This window comes from Streptococcus oralis, from assembly GCF_964238205.1.
Taxonomy (GTDB): Bacteria; Bacillota; Bacilli; order Lactobacillales; family Streptococcaceae; genus Streptococcus; species Streptococcus oralis_CZ.
Genome location: NZ_CAXSLF010000007.1, coordinates 1 through 24837 on the forward strand (window position 1 = coordinate 1; position 24837 = coordinate 24837).

Below are 24837 nucleotides of genomic sequence, written 5' to 3' on the forward strand. Positions count from 1 at the left end.
CTCTTCTCTCAAGTGACAACTATATTAGTATATCACAGCAGCTTTCGCTTGTCAACACTTTTTTGAAACTTTTTTTAATTTTTTTCATCCAGTGTTTCATCTGTAACATACCATAGTCCGTACGGGATTCGAACCCGTGTTACCGCCGTGAAAAGGCGGTGTCTTAACCCCTTGACCAACGGACCGGAGTTGTTATTTTCAACTCTTACTATTATACCGACTTTTTTTGCTTTGTCAACACCTTTTTTTAATTTTTTTTAGAAGTCTTGTAATGTTGCCTTCAGCTCTCTGAGAAGGGCTTTGCGACCTTTAAATCGTTCGTCTGCCCAGAGGCGTTCATAGGCTTCTTGTTTATCTTCTGGTAATTTTCTTCTATAAGTATTCAACAATTCATGAAGGGCGTAGTAATCATCCAACCACAATCCTCCTTCTGGTAATCGATGGCTAATCTCCCCTACTTCTTCATAGGCCATCCGGTCTAGGCGACGCTTTTGACTCTCTTGTTTTCTGACGCTATCAAGGATTCGATTGCGAAATTTTGTTTTGAAGTAGACGTAGAGTTTCTTTTCTTCTTCCACTAGTTCTGGATGCTTTTCTAGAAGTTCATGGAGACAGATCATTCCTTCTTGGTCCCAATCCTCTTTCTCCCACAGGTGAAGGTAGTAATCTTTTCTACATTTATGAACAATTCCTTTTACCTTCTCATAATACTTTTCAAGCATTTGCTTTCCCCCTTTCTCTGCTTGTAGTATAGCAGAGAAAAGGGGAAAGAGGGCCATCGTTCCTATCTTGTGTTTTTTCAAGTCCAATGTGTATCAAGAAGTATGGATATTGACAAGTGAGGGTAAAAAAAGACAAAGATTTGAATCCTTGTCTTTTAGCTTATAAACGTATTAGCGAAAGAGATCTACAATGGTATCCCATACAGTCTGAGCCTTTTCTTTAATTTTAGCATCTGAAATAGCTTTTCCTGCTTCATCGACCAGATTTTGTGCTCGTCCACGAATATCTGCTAATATATCATCCGACTGCGTACTAGTATCACTTGTAGTTTGTTTAGGTGTATTTTCTGGTGCAATACCATTCATTTTATAAGCATTTTCAACTGTAAAGGTGCTACCTGGCGTATATGGTAGGATTGTTTCCGCCATACTTCTAAAAATGTGAGCAGCACCATTCGAAGTCGAACCTGCTAGATAATGATTTTCATCGGTAGTAGGGAAACCAAGCCAATGGCTAATCACTAAATCAGGGGTATATCCAATCACCCATTGATCACTGGTATATTCTGGGTTAAAGGCCGCCTCTGTTGTTCCTGTTTTTCCAGCCATGACATAATCATCTGGAGACGAACTGACCCCTGTACCATTTGTAAAAGTACCTAACATCATACTGGTCATTTTATCAGCTACCAATTTGTCAACCACTCGTTTTTGAGTATTTTTATGAGTAGCAATCACTTGACCACTAGCATTTTCAATACGGGTGATAAAGTGAGCATCCGGCATGAGTCCTTCATTTGCAAACACTGCGTAGGCTTGGGCCATCTGAAGAGGGTTAGTCTCTACGCCGCCACCTAAAGCTACTCCAAGCACACGATCTACATCGCTCATGTTGAGACCAAATTTTTCACCCGCTTCAAAGGCTTTATCAATTCCAAGTTCTTTAACAGTAGCTACTGCAGGTAAATTTAGAGATTTAGCCAAAGCTTGATACATGGGCACTTCTCGTGATGTCTTGATTCCTGCGTAGTTGTCTACTTTATAATCACCATATTGCATGGTATGATTATCCAACTCCTTATTAAGAGACCAACCCGCTTCAACCGCTGGTGTGTACACTATCAAGGGTTTAATAGTCGACCCTGGGCTTCTTTTTGATTGGGTTGCATAGTTAAAATTCCTGAAACCTGTCTTATCATCCCCTGCCACTCGACCAACAACTCCTCGAACTCCACCCGTTTTTGGCTCCAAAGCGACACTACCAGACTCTGCATGTGTCCCATCTTCAGCTGTCGGAAAGAGCGAAGTATTTTGATAGATAACCTGCATATTTGCTTGGTAATTTTGATCTAGCTCCGTATAAATTCGATAACCGTTATTAACGATTTCTTCCTCTGTTAGATTATACTTTTCAATAGCTTCATTAACAACTGCATCAAAATAAGAAGGATAACGGTAGTCTGAAATTTTCCCTTCATAACTATCTTTCAATTGAGAAGCCATATCAACACTTGCTGCTTCTGCTTCCTTATTTTTATCAAGGTAGCCGGCAGCCACCATATTTTGTAAGACAGTATCTCTTCGATTAGTTGAATGCTCAATGGAATTCAGAGGATTGTACAATTCTGGGCCTTTAAGCATGCCTGCTAAAGTGGCAGCTTCATCAAGAGTTAATTCCGATGCCGAAACTCCAAAGTACTTTTTACTAGCATCCTCAACACCCCAAACTCCATTACCGAAGTAGGCATTGTTCAAATACATGGTTAGAATTTCTTTTTTACTGTATTTTTTGGTTAATTCTAAAGCAAGAAAGAATTCTTTAGCCTTTCTCTGAACAGTTTGGTCTTGTGAAAGATAAGCATTTTTCGCTAACTGTTGGGTAATTGTAGAACCACCACCCGAGCGACCAGCTGTTAGGATAGCTAGGAAAAAGCGACTATAGTTAATTCCACTATTTTTATAGAAGCTTCTATCTTCTGTCGCAATAACAGCATTCTGCAAATCTTCACTAATTTCCGAAAGTTCAACATAGGTCCCTTTTTGACCTGACAAGGCACCAGCCTCATTCTCTTCTCTATCAAAAATCACCGTTCTTGTTTTCAAAGCATTCTGCAAGTCTGTAACATTTGTCGATTTAGCCAAGGCAAATAGATAAACCCCAACAAACAAGCTTGCACTTAGTCCAAGAATTAGAAAGATTTTGGTCAGATGATAGCGACGCCAAAATTTTCGAATAGGTCCGACTTGGCCAACTTTCTTTCGCCCACCTCTTGACCGTCTTAAATTAGTCGAGGTATTTTCTTCATTATTAGCTTCGTCGATTTCTATTTCTTCCATTTCAGCTTCTTCTTTTTTAAATAAAGAAAGAAACTTTTCAAATAATGTATCTAATTTCATGCGTTTATTTTATCATCTTCCCCATAGGAAGACAAGAATTTAGCTAGTTTCTCTATCCAAATAATCCATTTTTTGTTACAATATCTGTATGAAATTTACCTTTGTTATTCCTGACTCTCTTCCTGAAATGACTGTCAAAGTCTTCTTGGAAGAACAACTACTCATTCCGAGAAAAATACGGCATTTCTTGAGAATTAAAAAGCACATTCTCATCAATCAAGAAGAAGTCCATTGGCACCAAACTGTCAAAGCCGGAGATGAATGTCAACTGATCTTCGACGAGGAGGATTATCCTACAAAAGAAATTGTTTGGGGGAATTCTAATCTTATCCAAGAAGTCTACCAAGACCAACATTTGATTATCGTTAACAAACCTGAAGGTATGAAAACTCACGGGAATCAACCAGATGAGATTGCTCTTCTCAACCATGTCACCGCCTATGTAGGCCAGACTTGCTATGTCGTTCATAGACTAGACAAAGAAACAAGTGGACTCGTACTATTTGCTAAAAATCCATTTATATTGCCCATCCTCAATCGATTATTGGAGAAAAAAGAAATCTCCCGCGAATACTGGGCTCTGGTTGAGGGAAAAATAGGAACTAAAGAGCTTGTTTTTCAAGACAAAATCGGTCGCGATCGTCACGATCGTAGAAAACGGGTGGTTGATTTCAAAAATGGTCAATATGCTGAAACTCATGTAACTCGATTGAAACAATTTCAAAACAAGACCAGTCTTCTTCGTTGTCGATTAAAAACAGGACGTACTCATCAGATTCGAGTTCATCTATCTCACTGCGGACATCCAATCCTTGGAGATCCTCTCTACAATCCACATTCCAAAGCTAGTAGACTAATGTTACACGCATTTAAACTATCCTTTGTCCACCCTCTGACCTTAAACAAATTAAGCTTTACTGCGCTATCAGACACATTTGAAAGAGAATTAAACCAAAATGGATGACACTTTCATCCATTTTTTCTTATAGATACAAAAAAGCAAGACCAGTTGGCCTTGCTTTTATCAACTCAAGAATTATTTAGCGATTTTAGCGAAGTATTCAAGAGTACGTACAAGTTGTGCAGTGTATGACATTTCGTTGTCGTACCATGAAACAACTTTAACCAATTGTTTACCGTCAACGTCAAGAACTTTAGTTTGAGTTGCGTCAAACAATGATCCGTAAGACATACCTACAACATCTGAAGATACGATTGGATCTTCTGTGTAACCGTATGATTCATTAGCTACTGCTTTCATAGCTGCATTCACTTCATCAACAGTAACGTTCTTTTCAAGAACAACTACCAATTCAGTTACTGAACCAGTTGGTGTAGGAACGCGTTGTGCAGCTCCGTCAAGTTTACCGTTCAATTCTGGGATTACAAGACCGATAGCTTTAGCAGCACCAGTTGAGTTAGGTACGATGTTAGCAGCACCAGCGCGAGCACGACGGAGGTCACCTTTACGGTGTGGTCCGTCAAGAATCATTTGGTCACCAGTGTAAGCGTGGATAGTAGTCATCAATCCTTCAACAACACCGAAGTTATCTTGAAGAGCTTTAGCCATTGGAGCCAAGCAGTTTGTAGTACATGAAGCACCTGAGATAACTGTTTCAGTACCGTCAAGAACGTCGTGGTTAGTGTTAAATACAACTGTTTTAACATCTGATCCACCAGGAGCAGTGATAACAACTTTTTTAGCTCCACCTGGGTGCAAGTGTTTTTCAGCAGCTGCTTTAGTAGCAAAGAAACCAGTTGCTTCAAGAACGATTTCTACACCGTCGTTAGCCCAGTCAATTTGTTCTGGATCACGTTCAGCAGAAACTTTAACGAATTTACCGTTAACTTCAAATCCACCTTCTTTAACTTCCACAGTTCCGTCGAAACGACCTTGAGTTGTGTCATATTTCAACAAGTGTGCAAGCATAACTGGATCTGTAAGGTCGTTGATGCGAGTAACTTCAACACCTTCTACGTTTTGGATACGGCGGAAAGCAAGACGACCGATACGTCCGAAACCGTTAATACCAACTTTAACTACCATTAGTGATTTCCTCCTTATGAAAATCATGAAAATTTTATTGTGAAAAGAGTAACTTGAATCACTACAAATCACCTTTCAACATACCTATTATATAACTATTTTAGTTTAATTGCAAGCGCTGGCCTTGTTTTTCTGATAAGCTTTGGTAATATTTTCATTTCTTTACTTAGCCTTGCAGCCTGCTCCAATTCTATGCATTTCTTAATAAAAATATATTCTCTAAGCATAAAAAACCGAGGTTTACCCTCGGTTTTGGCTGATAATCAATTATTTACGACGTCCTGGTCTTTCTTTGTAACCATAGTAAGCATCTTCGATGATTTCTTGCATATGGTCAACCATTGGAAGACGTGGGTTAGCAGGTGAACATTGGTCTTCATAAGCAAGGAAGGCCAATTCACGTGAATGTTCTTTCCATTCTTTTTCGTCAATACCTTGTGCTTTGAAGTTCATTTGGATACCTACGCGCTCACCAAGTTCATAAACAGCTTTTGCGTAAGATTCCACCCCTTCTTCTGGTGTAGAAGCTGGAAGTCCAAGCATACGAGCGATATCTTGATATTTCTCGTCTGCACGGTAGTAGTTGTACTTAGGCCATGTAGCTGTCTTAGCTGGGCGAGTACCGTTGTAACGGATAACGTATGGAAGCAAGATTGCATTTGTACGTCCGTGAACTGTGTGGAATTGCGCACCAATCTTGTGAGCCATTGAGTGAGAAATACCTAGGAAGGCATTCGCAAAGGCCATACCAGCGATTGTTGAAGCGTTATGCATTTTCTCACGTGAGTGGAAGTCTGCATTCTTAACTGAGCTTTCAAGGTTTTCGAATACAAGTTTGATTGCTTGAAGAGCAAGTCCATCAGTATAGTCGCTAGCCATTTGTGATACGTAAGCTTCAGTTGCGTGAGTCAATACGTCCATACCAGTATCAGCGGCTACAAATCCAGGAACTGTCAATACCAAAGCAGGGTCTACGATTGCCACAGTTGGTGTCAATGAGTAGTCAGCGATTGGGTATTTACGGTTGTTTGCTTTATCAGAGATAACGGCAAATGGAGTTACTTCAGATCCTGTACCAGATGTAGTTGGGATAGCGATGAATTTAGTTTTCTTACCAAGCAATGGGAATTTGAAGGCACGTTTACGGATATCCATGAATTTTTGTACAAGGTCACGGAAGTCCACTTCTGGTTGTTCGTAGAAGAGCCACATTACTTTAGCAGCATCCATTGGTGATCCACCACCAAGAGCGATGATTGTATCTGGTTTGAAGGCACGCATAATCTCAGTACCACGTTCAACTGTAGTGATATCTGGATCTGGTTCTACATCTGCAAAGATTTGGTAAACAACCTTATTGCGACGAAGGTCAAGTTGTTCGATGATACGATCAAGGAAGCCAAGCTCTACCATAGCGTGGTCAGTAACGATCATGACACGCTCAACGTCACGACATTTTTGAAGGTATTGAATTGAATCACGTTCAAAGTATGTTTTTGAAGGAAGTTTCATCCATTGCATGTTATTTCTCCGTCTTCCGACTTTTTTGATGTTCAAGAGGTTAATGGCGCTAACGTTATCCCCAACTGAGTTACGTCCGTAAGAACCACATCCGAGTGTCAATGATGGCAAGAAGGCATTGTAAACGTCCCCGATACCACCGAAAGTAGAAGGTGAGTTACAGATAACACGAATAGCTTTAACAGCTTTACCAAATTCTTTAGTCAATTCTTCATCAGCAGTATGGATAGCAGCTGAGTGTCCAAGACCGTTAAATTCAACCATTTGACGAGCTTTAGCAATACCATCTTCACGGCTTTCAGATTTCAAAACTGCGATAACTGGTGACAATTTTTCACGAGTCAATGGCTCGTTTTCACCAACTTCTTTACATTCTGCAGCAAGAATGTTTGTTCCTTCTGGAACAGTAAATCCTGCTTGCTCTGCAATCCAAGTTGCTGGTTTACCAACGATGTCAGCGTTCAATTTTGCACCAGCACAGTTTTTGCTGTTAGCTTTCACGCCGAAGCAGAACTCTTCAAGAAGAGCTTTTTCTTTTTTGTTTACAAAGTAAGTGTGGTAAGATTTGAACTCTGCTACAAATTCATCGTAAATTTCTTTATCAATGATAACCGCTTGCTCAGATGCACAGACCATACCATTGTCAAATGATTTAGACATTACGATATCGTGAGCAGCTTGGCGGATGTTAGCTGATTTTTCAACATAAGCTGGAACGTTTCCGGCACCTACCCCAAGAGCTGGTTTACCACATGAATATGCAGCTTTAACCATGGCATTACCACCTGTTGCAAGGATTGTAGCAACACCTTCGTGGTTCATCAATGCGCTAGTTGCCTCCATAGATGGTTCAGTAATCCACTGTACACAGTTTTCAGGTGCACCTGCTTTAATCGCTGCATCACGAACGATTTGAGCTGCGTGAGCTGATGATTCTTGAGCTGATGGGTGGAATGCAAAGACAATAGGATTACGAGTCTTCAATGAAATCAACGCTTTAAAGATTGCTGTTGAAGTTGGGTTAGTTGTTGGAGTGATACCACAAACAACACCAACTGGTTCAGCGATAAGAGTCAATCCTGTTACATCATCTTCTTCGATAACACCAACTGTTTTAGTGTGGCGCATGTTATTTACTACGTGCTCACAAGCAAATAGGTTTTTAGTTGCTTTATCTTCAAATACTCCACGTCCTGTTTCTTCAAAGGCATGTAAAGCCAATTCTCCGTGAGCATCAAGTGCTGCAACTGAAGCTTTTGCTACGATATAATCGACTTGATCTTGGTCAAGTTTACGCATTTCTTCAAGGGCAACTAAAGCTTTTTGCACCAAACCATCGACATGCTTTTCAGCAGCGAGTTTCTTTTCTTCTGGTGTTACAGTTTTTTTATCAGCCATATTTTCCTCCATAGCTTTCAAGGATTGTAAGTCCTTTGTTAATTTTTTCACAAGTTTATTATAACTCTTTTTTAAACGTTTGTAAACAGTTTCATAGACATTTCACAAACTTTTTTTATTTGTTTGTGAAAACAATTCCAAATATACCCACACATGCACTTTTTACTTAAAGTTTGTGAATTATTCCATAAAAGTTTTATTTTTCACAAACTTAGTTGTAAAACAGTCTTGTAAGCAGTTTTTATTTCCATGTAAGCGCTTTCTGTTATTCCGGAAGAATACCTCCTTCTAGGAGGAGGTTATTGTGCTTGTTGAAATAAACCTTGTTTGAAGTCCCCTTCATAGACTACTTCTTGTTCGGTAGTCAGTTTTCCTTTTCCTTCAGCTTGGCCATTTACAAAGTCTCCCTCATATACCCAACCTGCTTTAGCTTGGTAGGTACCTTTACCATTGAAGGCACCATTGCTAAATTCTCCAGTATAGGTATCACCGTTTGAGAAGGTAACAGTGCCCTGACCATTCATCTTACCACGAACTAGGCTCCCGTCATAAATAATAGCATCGTTATCCAGCTTAAGAACGCCCTGTTTTGGAAGATTGGTCAGAAATACGAGACCTGCACAGACAACAATGACGATCACTACCGCAATTTCTAAACGGGGACGTGTTAAATAGACACTATATTTTTCATAGAGTTTTTTTAAATTTTCCATGTTCACTCTCATTTTCTAAGCGACTTAACCAAGCCTGGCAACCAACTAAAACTCGGTCATAAGTTTCTTCAAAATCACCTGTATACCAGGGATCTGGAACGCTTTCAGATGCAAAAGGCTGTATCTTGTATTGTTGATCCTGTGGACACATCTCACGCAAATCAGCGAGATTAGACTCATCCATCCCAATGATATAGTCAAAATACTCAAAATCTTTTTTAGAAATTTGTTGGGAAGTTTTTGAAGTATCATAAGGAACGCCATGACTTCGAAAGATTCCTTGCGTTCCTTTGTGGATTGGATTACCGTGTTCCCAGGAAGAAGTCGCACGACTTTGAATCTCATATTTATCGGTCAGAGATTTCATTACAAATTCCACCATAGGACTACGACAAATATTGCCAAGACAGACAAAGACAACTTTTTTCATCATTGTTCCTCTCATTTATAGAAAAACGGGAATGAGATCCACCCCGTTTTATTCTTCAATAGCACTGTTATCTTCAATAACAGCTCCTTCAGGTGTCACAGCTTCTTTGACTGGCAAAACAGTTCGAATTGCACCTAATTCGAAAGTCAAGTATACTCCGTCTACATCAAGTACAATCGTTTTGTTTTCAGTATCAACTTCGTCGACTGTACCGTAGAGACCACCGATAGTGATTACTTCGTAGCCTTTTTGAAGTTTGTTGAGGCTCTCCATACGTTTTTCAGCTTGTTTTTTTTGAGAACGTTGCATGAAGAACATCAAGCCGAACATCAAAACAAGCATAATCAAGAATGTTAAATTCCCACCCATTATTTTTTCTCCTTTGTAATTCAGATAAAACTACTATATCAAATTTCACTTGTTTTTACAAGATTGCACCTTGATTTTAGGTCAATAAAAAACCAGAGCAAATGCCCTGATTTTTCTTATTTCAAGTTGTTTACAAGTTCTACTAAGTTTTCAACTGTAAATCCATATTCTGCTAAAACTTTTGGTGCTGGGGCAGATGCTCCAAAGGTATCAATACCAAGAACTGCTCCATCAAGACCAACGTATTTATACCAGTTTTGAGTTGCTCCCATTTCAACTGCTACACGGCGACGAACTGCATTTGGTAGAATCTCTTCTTTGTAGGCTGCATCTTGTGCATCAAATACATCTGTAGATGGCATGCTGACTACGCGAACTTTGCCACCTTGACTTGCCAATTCTTTAGCAGCTGCAACAGCAAGATTAACCTCTGAACCAGTCGCAATCAAAATAGTGTCAAAGTCAGTTGCATTTTCATAGACAACATAAGCACCTTTCGCAACCTTGTCAAAGTCTGTTCCTTCTTCAACAGTCAAGTTTTGACGAGTCAAGACAAGAACAGTTGGTGTTTTCTCGCTCTTCACTGCAAGGTACCAAGCTGCTTGAGTTTCACGCGCATCTGCTGGACGGAAAACATTGAGGTTTGGAATCGCACGAAGACCCGCCAAGTGCTCAATTGGTTCATGAGTTGGACCATCTTCTCCAACTGCGATTGAATCGTGGGTGAAGACATAAGTTACAGGAAGACCTTGTAGAGCTGACAATCGAACTGCTGCCTTAAGATAGTCTGAGAATACGAAGAAAGTTCCACCATAAACTCGAAGTCCACCGTGAAGAGCCATTCCGTTCAAGACAGTACCCATTGCAAATTCACGAACACCAAATTGGATGTTACGATTTAAGCGATTTGCATCGTCTTGAAGTCCATCAGTTTTGATGTAAGTCATATTTGAATGAGCAAGGTCAGCTGATCCACCGAGGAAGGTTGGCAATTTAGCAGCTACAACATTCAAAGCATCCTGGCTTGAGTTACGAGTTGCTTGAGAGAAGCCATTTTCTAAAGCTGGGAAGTCTTCTGGAGTCAATTCAACTGGATCACGACCTTCGATGATTGCTTCCACTTCTGCAGCAAGTTCTGGATGAGCTTCTTTATAATCTGCAACAAGTTTTGTCCATGCTTCGTATGCTGATGCACCACGGTCTGCAACATTTTCTTTGAAATCAGCATAAACTTCTGCTGGAATTTCAAACGGTTCGTAGTCCCAACCCAGTGCTTGGCGAGTTGCAGCAGTTTCGTCTGCACCAAGAGGAGCACCGTGTACAGCGTTAGTCCCTTGTTTGTTTGGAGAACCATAACCAATAACAGTTTTCACTTCGATCAAAGATGGTTTGCCTGAAGCCTTAGCTTCTTCAATAGCAGCATGAATAGCTTCTAAGTCTGTTCCATCTTCTACCAAGGCTGTATGCCAACCGTAGGCATTGTAACGATCGCGAACACTTTCTGTGAATGAATCTTTTGTCTCACCATCCAAGTTGATATCATTTGAATCATAAAGAACAACCAACTTGTCAAGCTTTTGCAAGCCTGCATAAGAAGCGGCTTCGCTTGAAACACCTTCCATCAAGTCACCATCACCACAGATAACGTAAGTATAGTGGTCAAAGATGTTATAACCTTCACGGTTATACTTAGCTGCAAGGAAACGTTCTGCTTGTGCAAAACCTGTCGCAGTCGCAATCCCTTGTCCTAGAGGACCTGTTGTTGCATCAACCCCTGCTGTATGACCAAATTCTGGGTGACCTGGAGTTTTAGAGCCCCATTGACGGAAGTTCTTCACTTCATCCATACTCACATCTTCAAAACCAGAAAGGTGGAGAAGTGCATAAAGAAGCATTGAACCATGACCAGCTGAAAGAATAAAACGGTCGCGGTTAATCCAGTTTGGTTGAGCTGGATTGATACGAAGTTCTTTAGTGAATAGGCTGTATGCCATCGGTGCAGCTCCCATAACCACCCCTGGGTGACCTGAGTTCGCTTTATTGATAGCGTCAATACCTAGAAAACGAATCGCATTAACAGATAGATTTGACATAGAATTTCCTTTCTCTTTGAGGTGATAGGGCTATCACGCATCTTATTTTACTATTATATGAAAAAATATCTAGAATAGCAATAAAACAATTTACTATAAAATGAATCAATCGATTATACTAATTTCTAGTTGCTTGATAGTAAGGTAATAATTTTTCAAAAGCTTTATCTAATTCATCTAAAAACTTGTCTAGAATTTGTCCGTCTGTCACTGGAACATCCGATTTAACTAAAACTTTGCGGACTTCCTGATGGGATAATTTTTCTCTTAAAATTTGACGATTTTCCTCAGTAGCCTCCATCTTGTGACTTTCTCCATTTGAGTAAACTAGATAGTAAATCCCTTCTGCCACTGGAACTTCTAAGACCTTGGCTTGTTTGTCTAAAGTTTTATCATCCTTCTTACGTTCTATAAAACTCACTTCTAGTGAAACTCCAAAATCAGAAGGACTTCCATATAAACGAAGAGCCAACATAGGCTCTGTCACTTCTCCCTCACGCTGTAGATAGGCCCAGAAATGCGGTCGCAAACGTTGGGCTTGATTCATCCACTGACTCGTCCCTTGGAGATCCCATTCTGGATGTCTTTCTTGAAAAGCCTTGGCTAAGTGTGTAAAGACCTTTCTAGCCTCCTGCCCCTTGCTCCTCAAATAAAGCATTTTTTCAGCTTCTTGACCCGCCCTCTCGGGTTTTTGATACTGTAAACCAGAGAAAGCTAGATATTCTCTCATTGTATTCAACATAAGATCAACCTCCCTTAGCTAGCAAAAAATCAGGATGCCCCTGATTTTGCTTTGATTATTCTGTATCAACCACAACGTAACGATTTGGTTCATCACCTTCTGAATAACTAGTGACACCCTCCATACGTGAAATAATACGATGGATGATTTTACGTTCGCTACTAGACATTGGATCAGTCACCTGACTACGCCCCTCTTCTAGGACACGTGTAGCTAACTTCTGTGCATAGCTCTGCAAGACTTCTGCACGGTGCTCTACATAATCATTAACATTGATGGTAATATAGAAGGTTCTTGAATAGCGGTTATAAAGATAATTTTGTGCTAAAAGCTGAAGAGATTTCAAAACCTTACCATGGTAACCGATAATACGGCCCGGTTCATTGGTATCAATTTGCATATTGATAGAACGGCGATTTGAGGTACTTGAAATTGCTCCCTCAACATCCATATCATCAATAATACCTTGAACATAGTTGGTCACTTCTTCGACCACCTGGTCAATATCATAGGTCGGTTCAATCTTCAAACCTAGATTTTCTAAATCATCATTCTGCTCGACTTCTTCCTGCTCTTTAGATTCTTCTGGCAGTAAATCTTTTAGAATGGCAATATGACCAGTCTCCTCTAAAATTGTACTAGCCTCTTTCTCATTTTTTAGAATTTCGGCCTTAACCTCTTCAGAGACCTCTTGTCCTTCTTCCTCGATTTTCTTGATTGCTTCAACAACATGACCTAAGTCTACTGTTGCCTCACTAACAGTCTTAACGGGTTCATTCTTAGCATTAACTTCCTTCGGAACTCCTTTGACTGCTTGCTGATTTGCCTTCACAACAGTTGTCTCACTAATTGCTTCGATATCAACTTGCGCTGGTTTCTTCCCAAAAAGACCAAAGAAACCTTTTTTCTCCCTTGAGACAACCTTGATATGCGCCTTCATTCTAGGAATCCCCAATTCCTTCAATCCCGTTTGGATTGCTTCCTCAACAGTTGAACCTGTAAATAATACCATTACAAGATTCCTCCTTACTTTTTCTTTTTCTGTGCTTTCTTGAGAGCTTTTCTCTTCTTGATTTCTAAATCCTTCTTAGCCTGTACTCCCGCCTCACGCTCTGCAATAATCTTGAATGGATTGTTGAGCAGATAGGTTTGGAGCACCTGATAAGCATTGGATACCGCCCAGTATAAGGCAACCCCACTTGGTGAATACATGGCAAAGAAGAAAATCATGACTGGCATTGCATACATCATTCCTGTCATGGCGCCATTTTTCTCAACCATAGCCTTATTCGATAACCAGGTGCTAAGGAAAGTAAAGATAGCTGCCAGAATAGGCAAAACAAAAGTCGTATCAACACCACCAAGGTTAATCCATAAGAAATGACCCGTTTTTAGAAATTCTACCCTACTCAAAGCTTGGAACAAGGCCAACAAGACTGGCATTTGGATTAAGATTGGCCAAAGAGAAGCTGACTGTTTGACACCATGTTGCTTGAACAACTGACGCATTTCTTGGTCCAACTTGGTACGGCTCTCCATATCCCGTCCCGGATAACGTTCTCGCAACTCCTTAACCAGTGGTTGTACTTCTTGCATCTTTCTAGATGCCACCATTTGTATCTGAAAGACTGGTAAAAGAATGGTTCTGATTAAAAGGGTAAATAAAATAATCCCCAGACCAATACTTGTATCAAATGATAAAAAGCGAATAGTTTCAGCAAAAAAATAAACAAATTTACTCCAAAAACCTGTTGATTCAGCTGTAATCTCACTCGCCGTACCACTAGCCGTGCAGGCGCTCATCACAAATAAAGCAAACACCATTAAGCTAGTCAACTGTAATTTCTTTTTCACTCCCATTTCCTTCCTGGTAAATCTTTGATAACTTTAATACGTGAAGTAGATTTTTTTCCATTTCCGCGTAGTCCAAGATTTCAACACCTTTTCGAGCAATCACAACAAAATCTACGTTTTCAACCAGCTGATTTTTATGTTCAATCAGAATATGTCGAATTCTTCTTTTGATCTGATTTCTCATGACAGCGTTTCCCAATTTTTTGCTGACAGACAGACCAACTCGAAAATGCTGCTCATTATTTTCTAATCGATAAATAACAAATTTACGATTAGCAAAACTCTCCCCTTTTTTAAATATTGCACTAAAATCTTTCTCTTTTTTTACACGAAAGCGTTTTTTCAAAATTCAACTCCATCTATTAAAACTACTACTATTATACCATAATTTTTCAAAAAGCCAATCATAGCAAGGTTTTAGCCCATTTTACAGAATGAAAAAACTAGTTTTATCCTTTAAATCATATTATTTTTTGACAAATTTACAAATTTGAACATGCTACTTTCTCTTGAGATAAAACAAAAGTCACCCTTTGGAGTGACTTTTGTAGGAGATTATTATGAAAAAGTTAGGATTTTAATTAAATAAAGTTAGGAGGTCTTTATTTAATAATAGTAGTATACAGGTCTATCCTTAAACCCAACTTAAACAGATTCAATTTCTTTTTAATTTTTAAAACTATGGATTGGAGCTGGGATTTGTCCTCCACGTGCAATGAAATCAACAGACGATGCACCGTTGACTTTCATGACTGGAGCTGTTCCTAAAAGGCCACCAAACTCAATCATGTCGCCTTCTTTTCCTTTTGGAATAATACGTACAGCAGTTGTTTTCATGTTGATGACTCCGATAGCAGCTTCATCCGCAATCATTGCCGCAATCGTTTCTGCAGGTGTATCCTCAGGAATGGCAATCATATCCAAACCAACTGAACAGATAGCTGTCATAGCTTCTAATTTTTCCAAATTAAGGGAGCCGTTTTGCACTGCAGCAATCATCCCCTCGTCCTCAGAAACTGGGATAAAAGCACCTGACAATCCACCAACTTGGTTGCAAGCCATAACTCCGCCTTTTTTAACTTGATCATTCAAGAGAGCCAAGGCAGCAGTCGTTCCATGAGTCCCAACTGTCTCTAGCCCCATTTCTTCAAGAACACGAGCTACAGAATCACCCACTGCTGGAGTTGGAGCTAAACTCAAATCGACAATCCCAAAATCAACTCCGAGGCGCTCACTAGCCATTTGACCAACCAATTGACCAATACGGGTAATCTTGAAAGCTGTTTTTTTAACAGTTTCAGCAACAACATCAAAGCTCTGACCTCGAACTTTTTCCAAGGCACGTTTGACAACACCCGGTCCTGAAACACCGACATTGATGATGACATCGGCTTCACCTACACCATGAAAAGCGCCTGCCATAAAAGGATTGTCCTCTACCGCGTTGGCAAATACAACCAATTTAGCCGCCCCCATATCAGATAAAGAAGCCGTTTCCTTGATAATGCGTCCCATATCCGCTACTGCAGTCATATTGATGCCCGATTTGGTAGAACCGATATTTACTGATGAACAAACCTTATCCGTTTCTGCCAATGCACGAGGAATGGAGTTGATAAGGATTTCATCACCTTTTTGATAACCCTTTTGTACCAAGGCTGAAAAACCACCAATGAAGTCAACACCAATTTCTTTCGCAGCTTTATCCAGTGCTTTAGCTAAGACTACATAATCCGTCGCATCGGTAGCAGCACCAATAAAGGAAATTGGAGTAACTGATACCCGTTTATTTACGATGGGAATTCCCAGCTCAGCCGCAATTTCATCCCCAACAGCCACTAAATTAGCTGCTTTTGTAGTAATCTTTTCATATATTTTATCCGCAGCACGATTGATATCTGGATCGATACAGTCCAAAAGGGAAATCCCCATGGTAATGGTTCTAATATCAAAGTTTTGCTCCTCAATCATAGCGATTGTTTCGGTAACTTGTCTAATATCCATAAATACCTCCTAGATATTGTACATAGCATCAAAAATAGCCGCACTTTGAATATTGATTTTGACATTCAAAGTCTGACCAAAAACCTCAAATTCGTTTCTAAGATGAGTAAAATCTTGTTTTTCATCACTAGATACCACAGCCATCATTGTAAAGAATTCGTCCAAGACTGTTTGCGAGATATCATCAATATTTAAGCCTAATTCAGCAATTTTTGTCGCAACACCTGCAACAATTCCAGATTTATCTTTACCAACAACAGTAATAATAGCTTTCATGATTAAACTCCGTTTCTAACACAGAACGATATCCATTTCGGCCAAAAACAAAATAAAAAAGGGGGGATAGAGTAACTAAATTACTTAATAGTGAACGATTATCCAAGTTGAAACCCTAAAAAATCTCTTAGTTGATCTTGTACCAGACTAGTATTTTTTTTACCAAGTCGCTAGTTTAGAACTTGAAACTGATAGTATATTGACTCATAACCTCTTTATAGAATATTTTTGAAAAAATGAACATTGTTGATTTTCTTTTTCAATAGTATAGCATATTTCCTAATAAAATACTCAAAAACGCCTGCTTACGAAATTGTTCTTTAGTAAAAAACAATTTCGTAAACAAGCGTCTACCTTATCATCTTATGATGAGTGTTCCCGCTAGGACATAAGTCCTAGCGGTAGACCAGAGCTAGACTAAGAGCACAAGACTCCATCATCATAACACTCAACAAAATTGATGATTTTATACTAATTCGATGATTGCCATTGGCGCTGCATCACCACGACGTGGTTCAGTTTTAAGGATACGAGTGTATCCACCGTTACGCTCAGCATAACGAGGTGCGATTTCTGAGAACAATTTTTGAAGTGCTGTAGTAGAAGTGTACTTATCAGTTGCTTCATCATAGTTTTCAGATGCGATTTCATTACGTACGAAAGCAGCTGCTTGACGACGTGCATGCAAATCACCACGTTTACCTAGAGTAATCATTTTTTCAACAGTTTTACGGATTTCTTTAGCACGAGCTTCAGTTGTCACGATTGATTCGTTGATCAAAAGGTCAGTTGTCAAATCGCGAAGCATTGCTTTACGTTGTGAGCTAGTGCGTCCTAGTTTACGGTAAGCCATTTATTCCTCCTTTATTTATCTTTTAATCCAAGACCCAAATCAATGAGTTTGACTTTCACTTCTTCCAAACTCTTGCGTCCAAGATTTCTTACTTTCATCATCTCTGCTTCAGATTTTTCTGTCAAATCATGCACAGTGTTGATACCGGCACGTTTCAAACAGTTGTATGAACGCACAGACAAGTCAAGTTCCTCAATCGTACGTTCCAAGATACGGTCGTCCGATTCAGTATCAGCTTCTTTCATCACTTCTGCTGACTTAGCAATCTCTGTAAGATTTGTAAACAAATCAAGGTGCTCTGTCAAGATACGTGCTGAAAGCCCTAATGCATCTTCTGGAATAATTGTTCCATTAGTCAAGATTTCAAGGGTTAATTTGTCGAAACCATCATTGCTACCTACACGAGCAGGTTCAACTTGATAGTTGACTTTTGTAACTGGTGTATAAATAGAATCTACAGCAAGTGTTCCAACTGGTGCATTATCTTTTTTATTTTCATCAGCAGGTACATATCCACGACCACTGTTAACAGTCATTGTCGCCTTTAGAGAAGAACCTTCACCGATTGTAAAGAGATAATGATCTGGATTTACAATTTCAATGTCGCTATCTGTCAAGATATCTCCAGCTGTAATTTCAGCAGGACCTTGCACATCTAGTTCAATGATCTTTTCGTCTTTAACGTAAGATTTTACTGCAATACCTTTGATGTTCAGAATGATTTGCATCACGTCTTCGCGAACACCCGGAACTGTATCAAATTCATGCAATACACCTTCGATATTGATAGATGTTACAGCAGCCCCTGGAAGAGAAGCTAGAAGTACACGACGAAGAGAGTTACCAAGTGTTGTACCGTAACCACGTTCAAGCGGTTCGATTACAAACTTGCCATAATCTTTATTTTCATCAATTTTTGTTATATTTGGTTTTTCAAACTCGATCATTTAGTTACTCCCTCTTAAACGAAAAGCAGTGTAAGGTTATGATTATACACGGCGACGTTTTGGAGGACGAGCACCATTGTGTGGCACTGGAGTCACATCACGAATTGCTGTTACTTCAAGACCAGCGGCAGCAAGAGCACGAATAGCTGACTCACGACCAGAACCTGGACCTTTAACAGTAACTTCAACTGACTTAAGACCGTGTTCTTGTGCAGATTTAGCAGCAGCTTCAGAAGCCATTTGAGCAGCAAATGGTGTAGATTTACGAGAACCTTTGAAACCAAGAGCACCAGCTGATGACCAAGCAATTGCATTACCATGCACATCAGTAATCATAACAATAGTGTTATTAAATGTAGCGTGAATATGAGCAATACCAGATTCGATATTCTTTTTCACACGACGTTTACGTGTTGGTTTAGCCAAGACTTTTACCTCCTATATTATTTTTTCTTACCAGCAATCGCAACAGCTTTACCTTTACGAGTGCGAGCGTTGTTTTTAGTGTTTTGTCCACGGACAGGAAGTCCACGACGGTGACGGATACCACGGTATGAACCGATTTCCATCAAACGTTTGATGTTCAAGTTAACTTCACGACGAAGGTCACCTTCAACTTTGATTGCATCCACTTCACGACGGATAGCATCTTCTTGATCTGGTGTAAGATCGCGAACACGTACATCTTCTGAAATTCCAGCAGCTGCCAAGATTTTCTTAGATGTTGGAAGTCCGATACCGTACACATAAGTCAATGAAATTACTACGCGTTTGTCATTTGGAATGTCAACTCCAGCAATACGAGCCATGTTTTCTCCTTTCTATCTTATCCTTGACGTTGTTTGTGTTTTGGATTTGCTGGGCAAATTACCATAACACGACCATTACGACGAATAACTTTACAGTATTCGCAAATTGGTTTGACCGATGGTCTTACTTTCATTTCTTATCCCTCCAAGTTTTTCGATTATTTAAAGCGGTAAGTGATACGTCCACGTGTCAAGTCATATGGACTCATTTCGACAGTAACACGATCTCCCGCTAAAATACGAATATAGTTTTTACGAATTTTACCAGAAACTGTTGCTAAAATCTGATGTCCATTTTCAAGTTCAACCGTAAACATTGCATTCGGCATAGTATCAACTACTTTACCTTCAACTTCAATCACATCGTCTTTTGCCACGCAAAAGTACCTCCATAAATTTCGATTTGATGCCTCTAGACACAGAGACAACAATTATAAGTCAGACTAACTCAGTATAACATTTGTAGAGACATTTTGCAAGCATGAAAAACGCTTTTATTTCAAATTTGTCAATACTTTTTCGATATCTGCAAATACATCATTGATATCTTGATTACCTTCGATATCATGTACCAAACCTTTAGCACGATAGTGGGCAATAATCGGTTCACCTTGGGCAATATTGACATCCAAACGACGTTTTACTGTTTCAGGTTTATCATCTTCACGTTGGTAATAGTCTTCTTCTTTGTAGTCAACTGGTGGGTTAAAAACTTTGTGGAAAGTTTCGCCAGTTTCACGGTGAATGATACGACCACTCAAACGTTCGAGTAGACATGATGGATCTACTTCAATATTGATTACACCCTCAAGTTCAAGACCAAGGTCTACCAAAATTTGATCCAAAGCGTGGGCTTGTTCAATGGTACGAGGGAAACCGTCTAAGAGGAATCCTTTTTCCTTAATGTCATCTTGAGCTAAACGTTCTTTAACGATTCCGTTTGTAACTTCATCTGGAACTAACTCGCCTTTATCAATATAAGACTTAGCTAAGACACCCATTTCAGTTTGGTTAGCCATTGCCGCACGGAACATATCACCTGTTGAGATATGAGCAACATGGAATTGTTCAACAATTTTTGCTGCCTGTGTACCCTTACCTGCACCAGGTAAGCCCATAATCAAAAGATTCATGATTCAAACTCCTTTTTTGTTTTTAAATAGAAGCAAAAATTCATTTCAACTCCTATTTAAAAACAAAATAGAAGAGAGGAGATAAAAATCTGACAAGGTCTTTGATTTTTAAACTCCACTCTCTGAGCAATAGTGAATTTTCTTTTCTATTACAATTATTCTGTTGTATTCATGAAACCAACATACTTACGTTTCAATAAATAACCTTCCAATTGTTTAATTCCTTCAATACCTGTTGAGATAATGATCAAAAGACTTGTTCCCCCAAAAGCAACGACTTCTGAAAGACCGAATAAATCCTTAGCTACAATAGGTAAAATAGAAATAACACCTAGGAAGAGGGAACCGACTGTTGCGAGACGACGAAGAAGTTTTGACATATACTCTTCTGTCCCTTTACCAGGACGGACTCCGTGGATATAAGCACCGCTCTTTTGCAAATTTTCTGCTGCTTTCTCTGGATTAATCTGTACAAATGTATAGAAGAATGTAAAGAGGATAATCAACAGAGCGTACAAAGCGATACCTGTAGGGGCTGTTGTAGATAGCAACTCCTGAGCACTACGTACCCAGGCCCAATCAAGACCAGATGCACTTACAAATTGTAAAATTGCCGCTGGTGCTGCAGTAATCGAGCTAGCAAAGATAACTGGAATAACTCCTGCAGGGTTAATCTTCAATGGAAGATAGGAACTTGACGGTGCTCCTTGTGCTACCTTAGTATACTGAATTGGTATCTTATATTCAGCTTGTTGAACATAAGTTGTAAAGTAAACAATCAATAAGACTGCTACAATTAAGATAGCAACAAAAATGAGGGATGAGGTCAAGCGGTCGCTTGGTACATTGACAAAGTAGTCAACATAAATTCCCTTGATCATATCAGGAATTGAAGCAACAATCCCCGCAAAGATAATCATGGAAACACCATTTCCATAACCCTTATCAGTAATTTGCTCTCCCAACCAAGTTACAATCATACTACCCGCTGTTAGGATTGCTCCAATCACAAGGAAAACTTGTGGTGTTAAAGGAACAGTCAAAAGTTTGGCTCCAGATAAAGCATTAAAACCAGCAGTAATTCCGATAGATTGCACGAATGCAAGAACAAGGGCAATATATCGAGTTGCCTGGTTCAATTTTCTACGACCAACTTCCCCTTGTTTGCCCCACTCTACAAACTTTGGTAATAAATCCATTTGTAAGAGTTGGACAACGATAGAAGCAGTAATGTATGGACTAACACCAAGTGCAAAAACTGAAAAGTTTTTCATGGCATTACCAGACACCAAACTTAACATATTTAGAAAAGATAGACCACTCAAAGCATTCAAGCTATTGGCATTCACCCATGGAACCGTAATGCTAGTCCCGATACGGAAGACAAAGACGATAAAAATTGTAAAAAGAATTTTTGATCGAACTTGCTTGACTTTGAAGGCTTCTCTCAATAATTTAAAAAACATAGGTCACCTCTCTTAGATGACTTCTACTGAACCACCTTTAGCAGTGATAGCTTCTTCAGCTGATTTAGAGAATTTAGCTGCTTTTACAGACAATTTCTTAGTCAACTCACCGTTACCAAGAATTTTGATACCTGATTTCTCAGCTTTAACAATTCCTGATTCGATAAGAACAACTGGAGTTACTTCTGCACCATCTTCAAAGACGTTCAATTGGTCAAGGTTAACAATTGCATATTCTTTAGCGTTGATGTTAGTGAATCCACGTTTTGGAAGACGACGGAACAATGGAGTTTGTCCACCTTCAAAACCAAGACGTACTCCACCACCGCTACGAGCTTTTTGACCTTTTTGACCACGACCAGATGTTTTACCGTTACCTGATGAAGTACCACGACCAACACGGTTACGAGTTTTACGAGAACCTTCTGCAGGTTTCAATTCATGAAGTTTCATTATATATTTTCTCCTCTTTTGTAAAATGCTAGCGCCGATAAGAGAGAAAAGGTTGTCTCTCCTATCAACTCGCCTATACCTTTGTCATCAAAGATGACTATATCTAGTTTTAGGGGATGGTATACTGCACATCCCCTAAAATTTCATTAGTTTACTTCTTCAACTGTTACCAAGTGAGATACTGCAGTGATCATACCACGAATTGCAGCGTTATCTTCTTTAATAACAGAGCTGTTCAATTTGCCAAGTCCAAGTGCTACAACAGTTTTACGTTGTGATGGAATGCGTCCGATTGGAGACTTAGTCAAAGTAATTTTAATTTGAGCCATTTTATCCCCTTTCTTATGCCAAATCAGAAACTGAAATACCACGAAGGGCAGCAACTTCTTCAGCGCGTTTCAATTGTTTCAAACCTTCAACAGTTGCGCGAACAATGTTGATTGGAGTATTTGAGCCAAGAGATTTAGATGTAACATCAGCTACACCTGCCAACTCGATAACGGCACGAACAGCACCACCAGCGGCAACCCCAGAACCTTCTACAGCTGGTTTCAACAATACTTTAGCTCCACCGAATTCTGAAATAACTTCGTGTGGGATTGTTGTTCCAACCATAGGAACTTCGATCAAGTTTTTCTTAGCATCTTCTACTGCTTTGCGGATTGCTTCTGGAACTTCTTGAGCTTTACCAGTACCAAATCCTACGCGACCATTGTGGTCACCAACGACTACAAGAGCTGCAAAACGAAGACGACGTCCACCTTTAACAACTTTAGTAACACGGTTAACAGCAACTACGCGTTCTTCTAATTCAACTGCATTGTCTTTAAATGCCATTTTCTAGTGTCCTCCTATTAGAATTTCAATCCGTTTTCACGAGCTGCATCAGCCAAAGCTTTCACACGTCCGTGATATAGATATCCACCGCGGTCGAACACCACTTCTGAAATACCTTTAGCGTTTGCACGTTCTGCAACGAGTTTACCGACAGCAACGGCTTGTTCAGTTTTTGTTCCTTTTGAAACTTCTTTGTCAAGAGTTGAAGCACTTGCGAGCGTTACACCCGCTACGTCATCAATAACTTGAGCGTAGATGCCTGTATTAGAACGGAATACGTTCAAACGTGGGCGATCAGCAGTTCCAGAGAGTTTTCCGCGAACGCGACGGTGGCGTTTTTGGCGGAGTTTGTTTTTATCTGGTTTAGAAATCACAGTTTTCACCTCTTTAGTTTTAAATCGTGTGCTATGCACAAAGTTGGAAATGATATTGGTGGCTGAAAATCAACCACTCAATATTATTTACCTGTTTTACCTTCTTTAAGACGAACGTATTCGCCAACGTAACGGATACCTTTACCTTTGTATGGTTCTGGTGAACGAAGGCTACGTACGTAAGCAGCTGTTTGACCAACTACTTCTTTCGAAATTCCGCTAACAACGATTGTTGTTGGGTTTGGAAGTTCAAAAGTAATTCCTTCTGGAGCTTCAACTTCGTCTGGATGTGATTTACCAACAGCCAAAACAAGTTTTGATCCTTGAAGTTGTGCACGGTAACCAACCCCACGCATTTCAAGTTGTTTCTTGAATCCTTCTGATACACCAATAACCATGTTGTTCAAAAGAGCACGAGTAGTTCCGTGGATAGTTTTCATTTCTTTTGAATCGTTTGGACGGTGAAGAGTTACTTCAGTACCTTCCACACGAATTTCAATATCTTTTGAGAACTCACGAGTAAGTTCTCCTTTAGGTCCTTTTACAGTTACAACGTTGTCATTGTTAGTGATTTCAACACCAGCAGGCAACACGATAACTTTATTACCAATACGTGACATGTTTTTATTCTCCTGTTAAATTGTCAGGCCATGACGGCCAGTTTTCACGGGGGCTAAATCGATTTCTCGATTTAAAGGAACGTTTAGGTTTCAATTTGAAAGTGAATCTAGGCATCGTCTCGCAGGCATAACTTTGGGTTAGGCAAGAGACGATAACGAAGAGTCACAAAGAAATTGAGAGCTAAATATTACCAAACGTAAGCGATAACTTCCCCACCAACGTTCTTTTGGCGAGCTTCTTTATCAGTAAGCAAACCTTCTGAAGTTGAAAGGATAGCAATTCCAAGACCGTTAAGTACTTTTGGAAGATCTTCACGTTTTTTGTAGACACGAAGTCCTGGTTTAGAAACACGTTTCAAGTTAGTGATAACTTTTTCACCGTTTGGTCCGTATTTAAGGAATACACGGATGATGCCTTGTTTGTCATCTTCGATGATTTCTACGTTCTTAACAAAACCTTCGCGTTTAAGGATTTCAGCAATCCCTTTTTTGATATTTGATGCAGGTACTTCAAGTACTTCGTGTTTTGCTTGGTTAGCGTTACGAATACGAGTTAGGAAGTCTGCGATTGGGTCAGTCATAACCATTTTATTTTCTCCTCTTACTAGTAGTTTGCAAGTTGCACTTGCTAGTTAATGATTGAGCTGGGCTCAGATAGTATTGACACATTCAAACAAGATAATCTCATTTGAACACGAGCTACAACCTGGGAAAAAAAGATAGATTTGTCTTGGAGTATCGCTCCTGCACCAAATCTCCTATTTTTGCTGGGGTTGTTA

At 39.6% G+C, this 24837-nt stretch carries 29 protein-coding genes and 1 tRNA gene; 1 reads left to right on the forward strand and 29 read right to left on the reverse strand.

Annotated features, from left to right (window positions below; genetic code table 11):
• Positions 1–113: 113 nt before the first annotated feature.
• The 3 genes from ACESOD_RS08725 to pbp2a all read right to left on the reverse strand — a co-directional run bounded on the left by ACESOD_RS08725 (position 114) and on the right by pbp2a (position 3119).
• A tRNA-Glu gene (locus tag ACESOD_RS08725) sits at positions 114–185 on the reverse strand.
• Positions 186–257: 72 nt separating this feature from the next.
• Positions 258–722, reverse strand: coding sequence for a sigma-70 family RNA polymerase sigma factor (locus tag ACESOD_RS08730; RefSeq protein ID WP_373095109.1), 465 nt, complete (start codon positions 720–722; stop codon positions 258–260).
• A gap of 171 nt (positions 723–893) precedes the next feature.
• On the reverse strand, positions 894–3119 hold the full coding sequence (gene pbp2a, locus ACESOD_RS08735; protein WP_373095112.1) for a penicillin-binding protein PBP2A: 2226 nt from the start codon (positions 3117–3119) through the stop codon (positions 894–896).
• Positions 3120–3207: 88 nt separating this feature from the next.
• Here pbp2a and ACESOD_RS08740 point away from each other — a divergent pair, with 88 nt between their 5' ends.
• The gene (locus tag ACESOD_RS08740; RefSeq protein ID WP_373095115.1) at positions 3208–4083 is read left to right on the forward strand and encodes an RluA family pseudouridine synthase; all 876 of its coding nucleotides are present in this window, start codon (positions 3208–3210) and stop codon (positions 4081–4083) included.
• Positions 4084–4155: 72 nt separating this feature from the next.
• Here the strand turns inward: ACESOD_RS08740 and gap are convergent, their stop codons facing one another.
• The 26 genes from gap to rpsH form a co-directional block, all read right to left on the reverse strand.
• Positions 4156–5166, reverse strand: a complete 1011-nt coding sequence (gene gap, locus ACESOD_RS08745; RefSeq protein ID WP_045762475.1) for a type I glyceraldehyde-3-phosphate dehydrogenase — start codon at positions 5164–5166, stop codon at positions 4156–4158.
• Between the two features lie 267 nt (positions 5167–5433).
• Positions 5434–8085, reverse strand: coding sequence for a bifunctional acetaldehyde-CoA/alcohol dehydrogenase (gene adhE, locus ACESOD_RS08750; protein WP_373095118.1), 2652 nt, complete (start codon positions 8083–8085; stop codon positions 5434–5436).
• A 299-nt stretch (positions 8086–8384) separates the two neighbouring features.
• Entirely contained in the window at positions 8385–8798 is a 414-nt protein-coding gene (locus ACESOD_RS08755; RefSeq protein WP_373095121.1) for a hypothetical protein, read from the reverse strand.
• Complete coding sequence (locus ACESOD_RS08760; RefSeq protein WP_373095413.1) at positions 8773–9228, reverse strand: low molecular weight protein-tyrosine-phosphatase; 456 nt, start codon at positions 9226–9228, stop codon at positions 8773–8775. Before ACESOD_RS08760 ends, ACESOD_RS08755 begins: the two co-directional genes overlap by 26 nt.
• Before the next feature lie 48 nt (positions 9229–9276).
• The gene (gene yajC, locus ACESOD_RS08765) at positions 9277–9597 is read right to left on the reverse strand and encodes a preprotein translocase subunit YajC (protein WP_373095124.1); all 321 of its coding nucleotides are present in this window, start codon (positions 9595–9597) and stop codon (positions 9277–9279) included.
• 116 nt (positions 9598–9713) lie between these two features.
• Entirely contained in the window at positions 9714–11690 is a 1977-nt protein-coding gene (gene tkt, locus ACESOD_RS08770; RefSeq protein WP_373095127.1) for a transketolase, read from the reverse strand.
• Between the two features lie 118 nt (positions 11691–11808).
• Complete coding sequence (locus tag ACESOD_RS08775; RefSeq protein ID WP_373095129.1) at positions 11809–12432, reverse strand: HI_0552 family protein; 624 nt, start codon at positions 12430–12432, stop codon at positions 11809–11811.
• A 55-nt stretch (positions 12433–12487) separates the two neighbouring features.
• Positions 12488–13444, reverse strand: coding sequence for an RNA-binding cell elongation regulator Jag/EloR (gene jag, locus ACESOD_RS08780; protein ID WP_373095132.1), 957 nt, complete (start codon positions 13442–13444; stop codon positions 12488–12490).
• A 14-nt stretch (positions 13445–13458) separates the two neighbouring features.
• Entirely contained in the window at positions 13459–14286 is an 828-nt protein-coding gene (locus tag ACESOD_RS08785) for a YidC/Oxa1 family membrane protein insertase (RefSeq protein ID WP_373095135.1), read from the reverse strand.
• The gene (rnpA, locus tag ACESOD_RS08790) at positions 14261–14632 is read right to left on the reverse strand and encodes a ribonuclease P protein component (RefSeq protein WP_000745628.1); all 372 of its coding nucleotides are present in this window, start codon (positions 14630–14632) and stop codon (positions 14261–14263) included. The genes ACESOD_RS08785 and rnpA overlap by 26 nt, the downstream gene beginning before the upstream one ends.
• A gap of 320 nt (positions 14633–14952) precedes the next feature.
• The gene (locus ACESOD_RS08795) at positions 14953–16290 is read right to left on the reverse strand and encodes a PFL family protein (RefSeq protein ID WP_373095138.1); all 1338 of its coding nucleotides are present in this window, start codon (positions 16288–16290) and stop codon (positions 14953–14955) included.
• Between the two features lie 9 nt (positions 16291–16299).
• Positions 16300–16566, reverse strand: coding sequence for an ACT domain-containing protein (locus tag ACESOD_RS08800; RefSeq protein ID WP_000644115.1), 267 nt, complete (start codon positions 16564–16566; stop codon positions 16300–16302).
• A gap of 466 nt (positions 16567–17032) precedes the next feature.
• On the reverse strand, positions 17033–17419 hold the full coding sequence (rplQ, locus tag ACESOD_RS08805; RefSeq protein WP_000331493.1) for a 50S ribosomal protein L17: 387 nt from the start codon (positions 17417–17419) through the stop codon (positions 17033–17035).
• Positions 17420–17430: 11 nt separating this feature from the next.
• The gene (locus ACESOD_RS08810) at positions 17431–18366 is read right to left on the reverse strand and encodes a DNA-directed RNA polymerase subunit alpha (RefSeq protein WP_000568996.1); all 936 of its coding nucleotides are present in this window, start codon (positions 18364–18366) and stop codon (positions 17431–17433) included.
• A gap of 42 nt (positions 18367–18408) precedes the next feature.
• Complete coding sequence (gene rpsK, locus ACESOD_RS08815; protein ID WP_001118385.1) at positions 18409–18792, reverse strand: 30S ribosomal protein S11; 384 nt, start codon at positions 18790–18792, stop codon at positions 18409–18411.
• A gap of 17 nt (positions 18793–18809) precedes the next feature.
• Positions 18810–19175 carry a 30S ribosomal protein S13 gene (gene rpsM / locus ACESOD_RS08820; protein ID WP_000090783.1) on the reverse strand — a complete coding sequence of 122 codons (366 nt, stop codon included), beginning with the start codon at positions 19173–19175 and terminating at the stop codon, positions 18810–18812.
• A 17-nt stretch (positions 19176–19192) separates the two neighbouring features.
• Entirely contained in the window at positions 19193–19309 is a 117-nt protein-coding gene (rpmJ, locus tag ACESOD_RS08825; protein WP_001808836.1) for a 50S ribosomal protein L36, read from the reverse strand.
• Positions 19310–19333: 24 nt separating this feature from the next.
• Entirely contained in the window at positions 19334–19552 is a 219-nt protein-coding gene (gene infA / locus ACESOD_RS08830; RefSeq protein ID WP_001029883.1) for a translation initiation factor IF-1, read from the reverse strand.
• A 117-nt stretch (positions 19553–19669) separates the two neighbouring features.
• Positions 19670–20308 carry an adenylate kinase gene (locus tag ACESOD_RS08835; protein WP_373095159.1) on the reverse strand — a complete coding sequence of 213 codons (639 nt, stop codon included), beginning with the start codon at positions 20306–20308 and terminating at the stop codon, positions 19670–19672.
• Between the two features lie 155 nt (positions 20309–20463).
• Positions 20464–21774 carry a preprotein translocase subunit SecY gene (gene secY / locus ACESOD_RS08840; RefSeq protein ID WP_049526520.1) on the reverse strand — a complete coding sequence of 437 codons (1311 nt, stop codon included), beginning with the start codon at positions 21772–21774 and terminating at the stop codon, positions 20464–20466.
• Between the two features lie 12 nt (positions 21775–21786).
• Positions 21787–22227 (reverse strand): 50S ribosomal protein L15, encoded by a 441-nt coding sequence (gene rplO / locus ACESOD_RS08845; RefSeq protein ID WP_000766079.1) that lies wholly within the window; start codon positions 22225–22227, stop codon positions 21787–21789.
• A 146-nt stretch (positions 22228–22373) separates the two neighbouring features.
• On the reverse strand, positions 22374–22556 hold the full coding sequence (rpmD, locus tag ACESOD_RS08850) for a 50S ribosomal protein L30 (RefSeq protein ID WP_000057241.1): 183 nt from the start codon (positions 22554–22556) through the stop codon (positions 22374–22376).
• 13 nt (positions 22557–22569) lie between these two features.
• Positions 22570–23064, reverse strand: coding sequence for a 30S ribosomal protein S5 (gene rpsE / locus ACESOD_RS08855; protein WP_000874203.1), 495 nt, complete (start codon positions 23062–23064; stop codon positions 22570–22572).
• A 17-nt stretch (positions 23065–23081) separates the two neighbouring features.
• Entirely contained in the window at positions 23082–23438 is a 357-nt protein-coding gene (gene rplR, locus ACESOD_RS08860) for a 50S ribosomal protein L18 (RefSeq protein ID WP_000624044.1), read from the reverse strand.
• Positions 23439–23521: 83 nt separating this feature from the next.
• Positions 23522–24058, reverse strand: coding sequence for a 50S ribosomal protein L6 (rplF, locus tag ACESOD_RS08865; RefSeq protein ID WP_000086625.1), 537 nt, complete (start codon positions 24056–24058; stop codon positions 23522–23524).
• A gap of 188 nt (positions 24059–24246) precedes the next feature.
• The gene (rpsH, locus tag ACESOD_RS08870) at positions 24247–24645 is read right to left on the reverse strand and encodes a 30S ribosomal protein S8 (protein ID WP_000245504.1); all 399 of its coding nucleotides are present in this window, start codon (positions 24643–24645) and stop codon (positions 24247–24249) included.
• Positions 24646–24837: the final 192 nt, after the last annotated feature.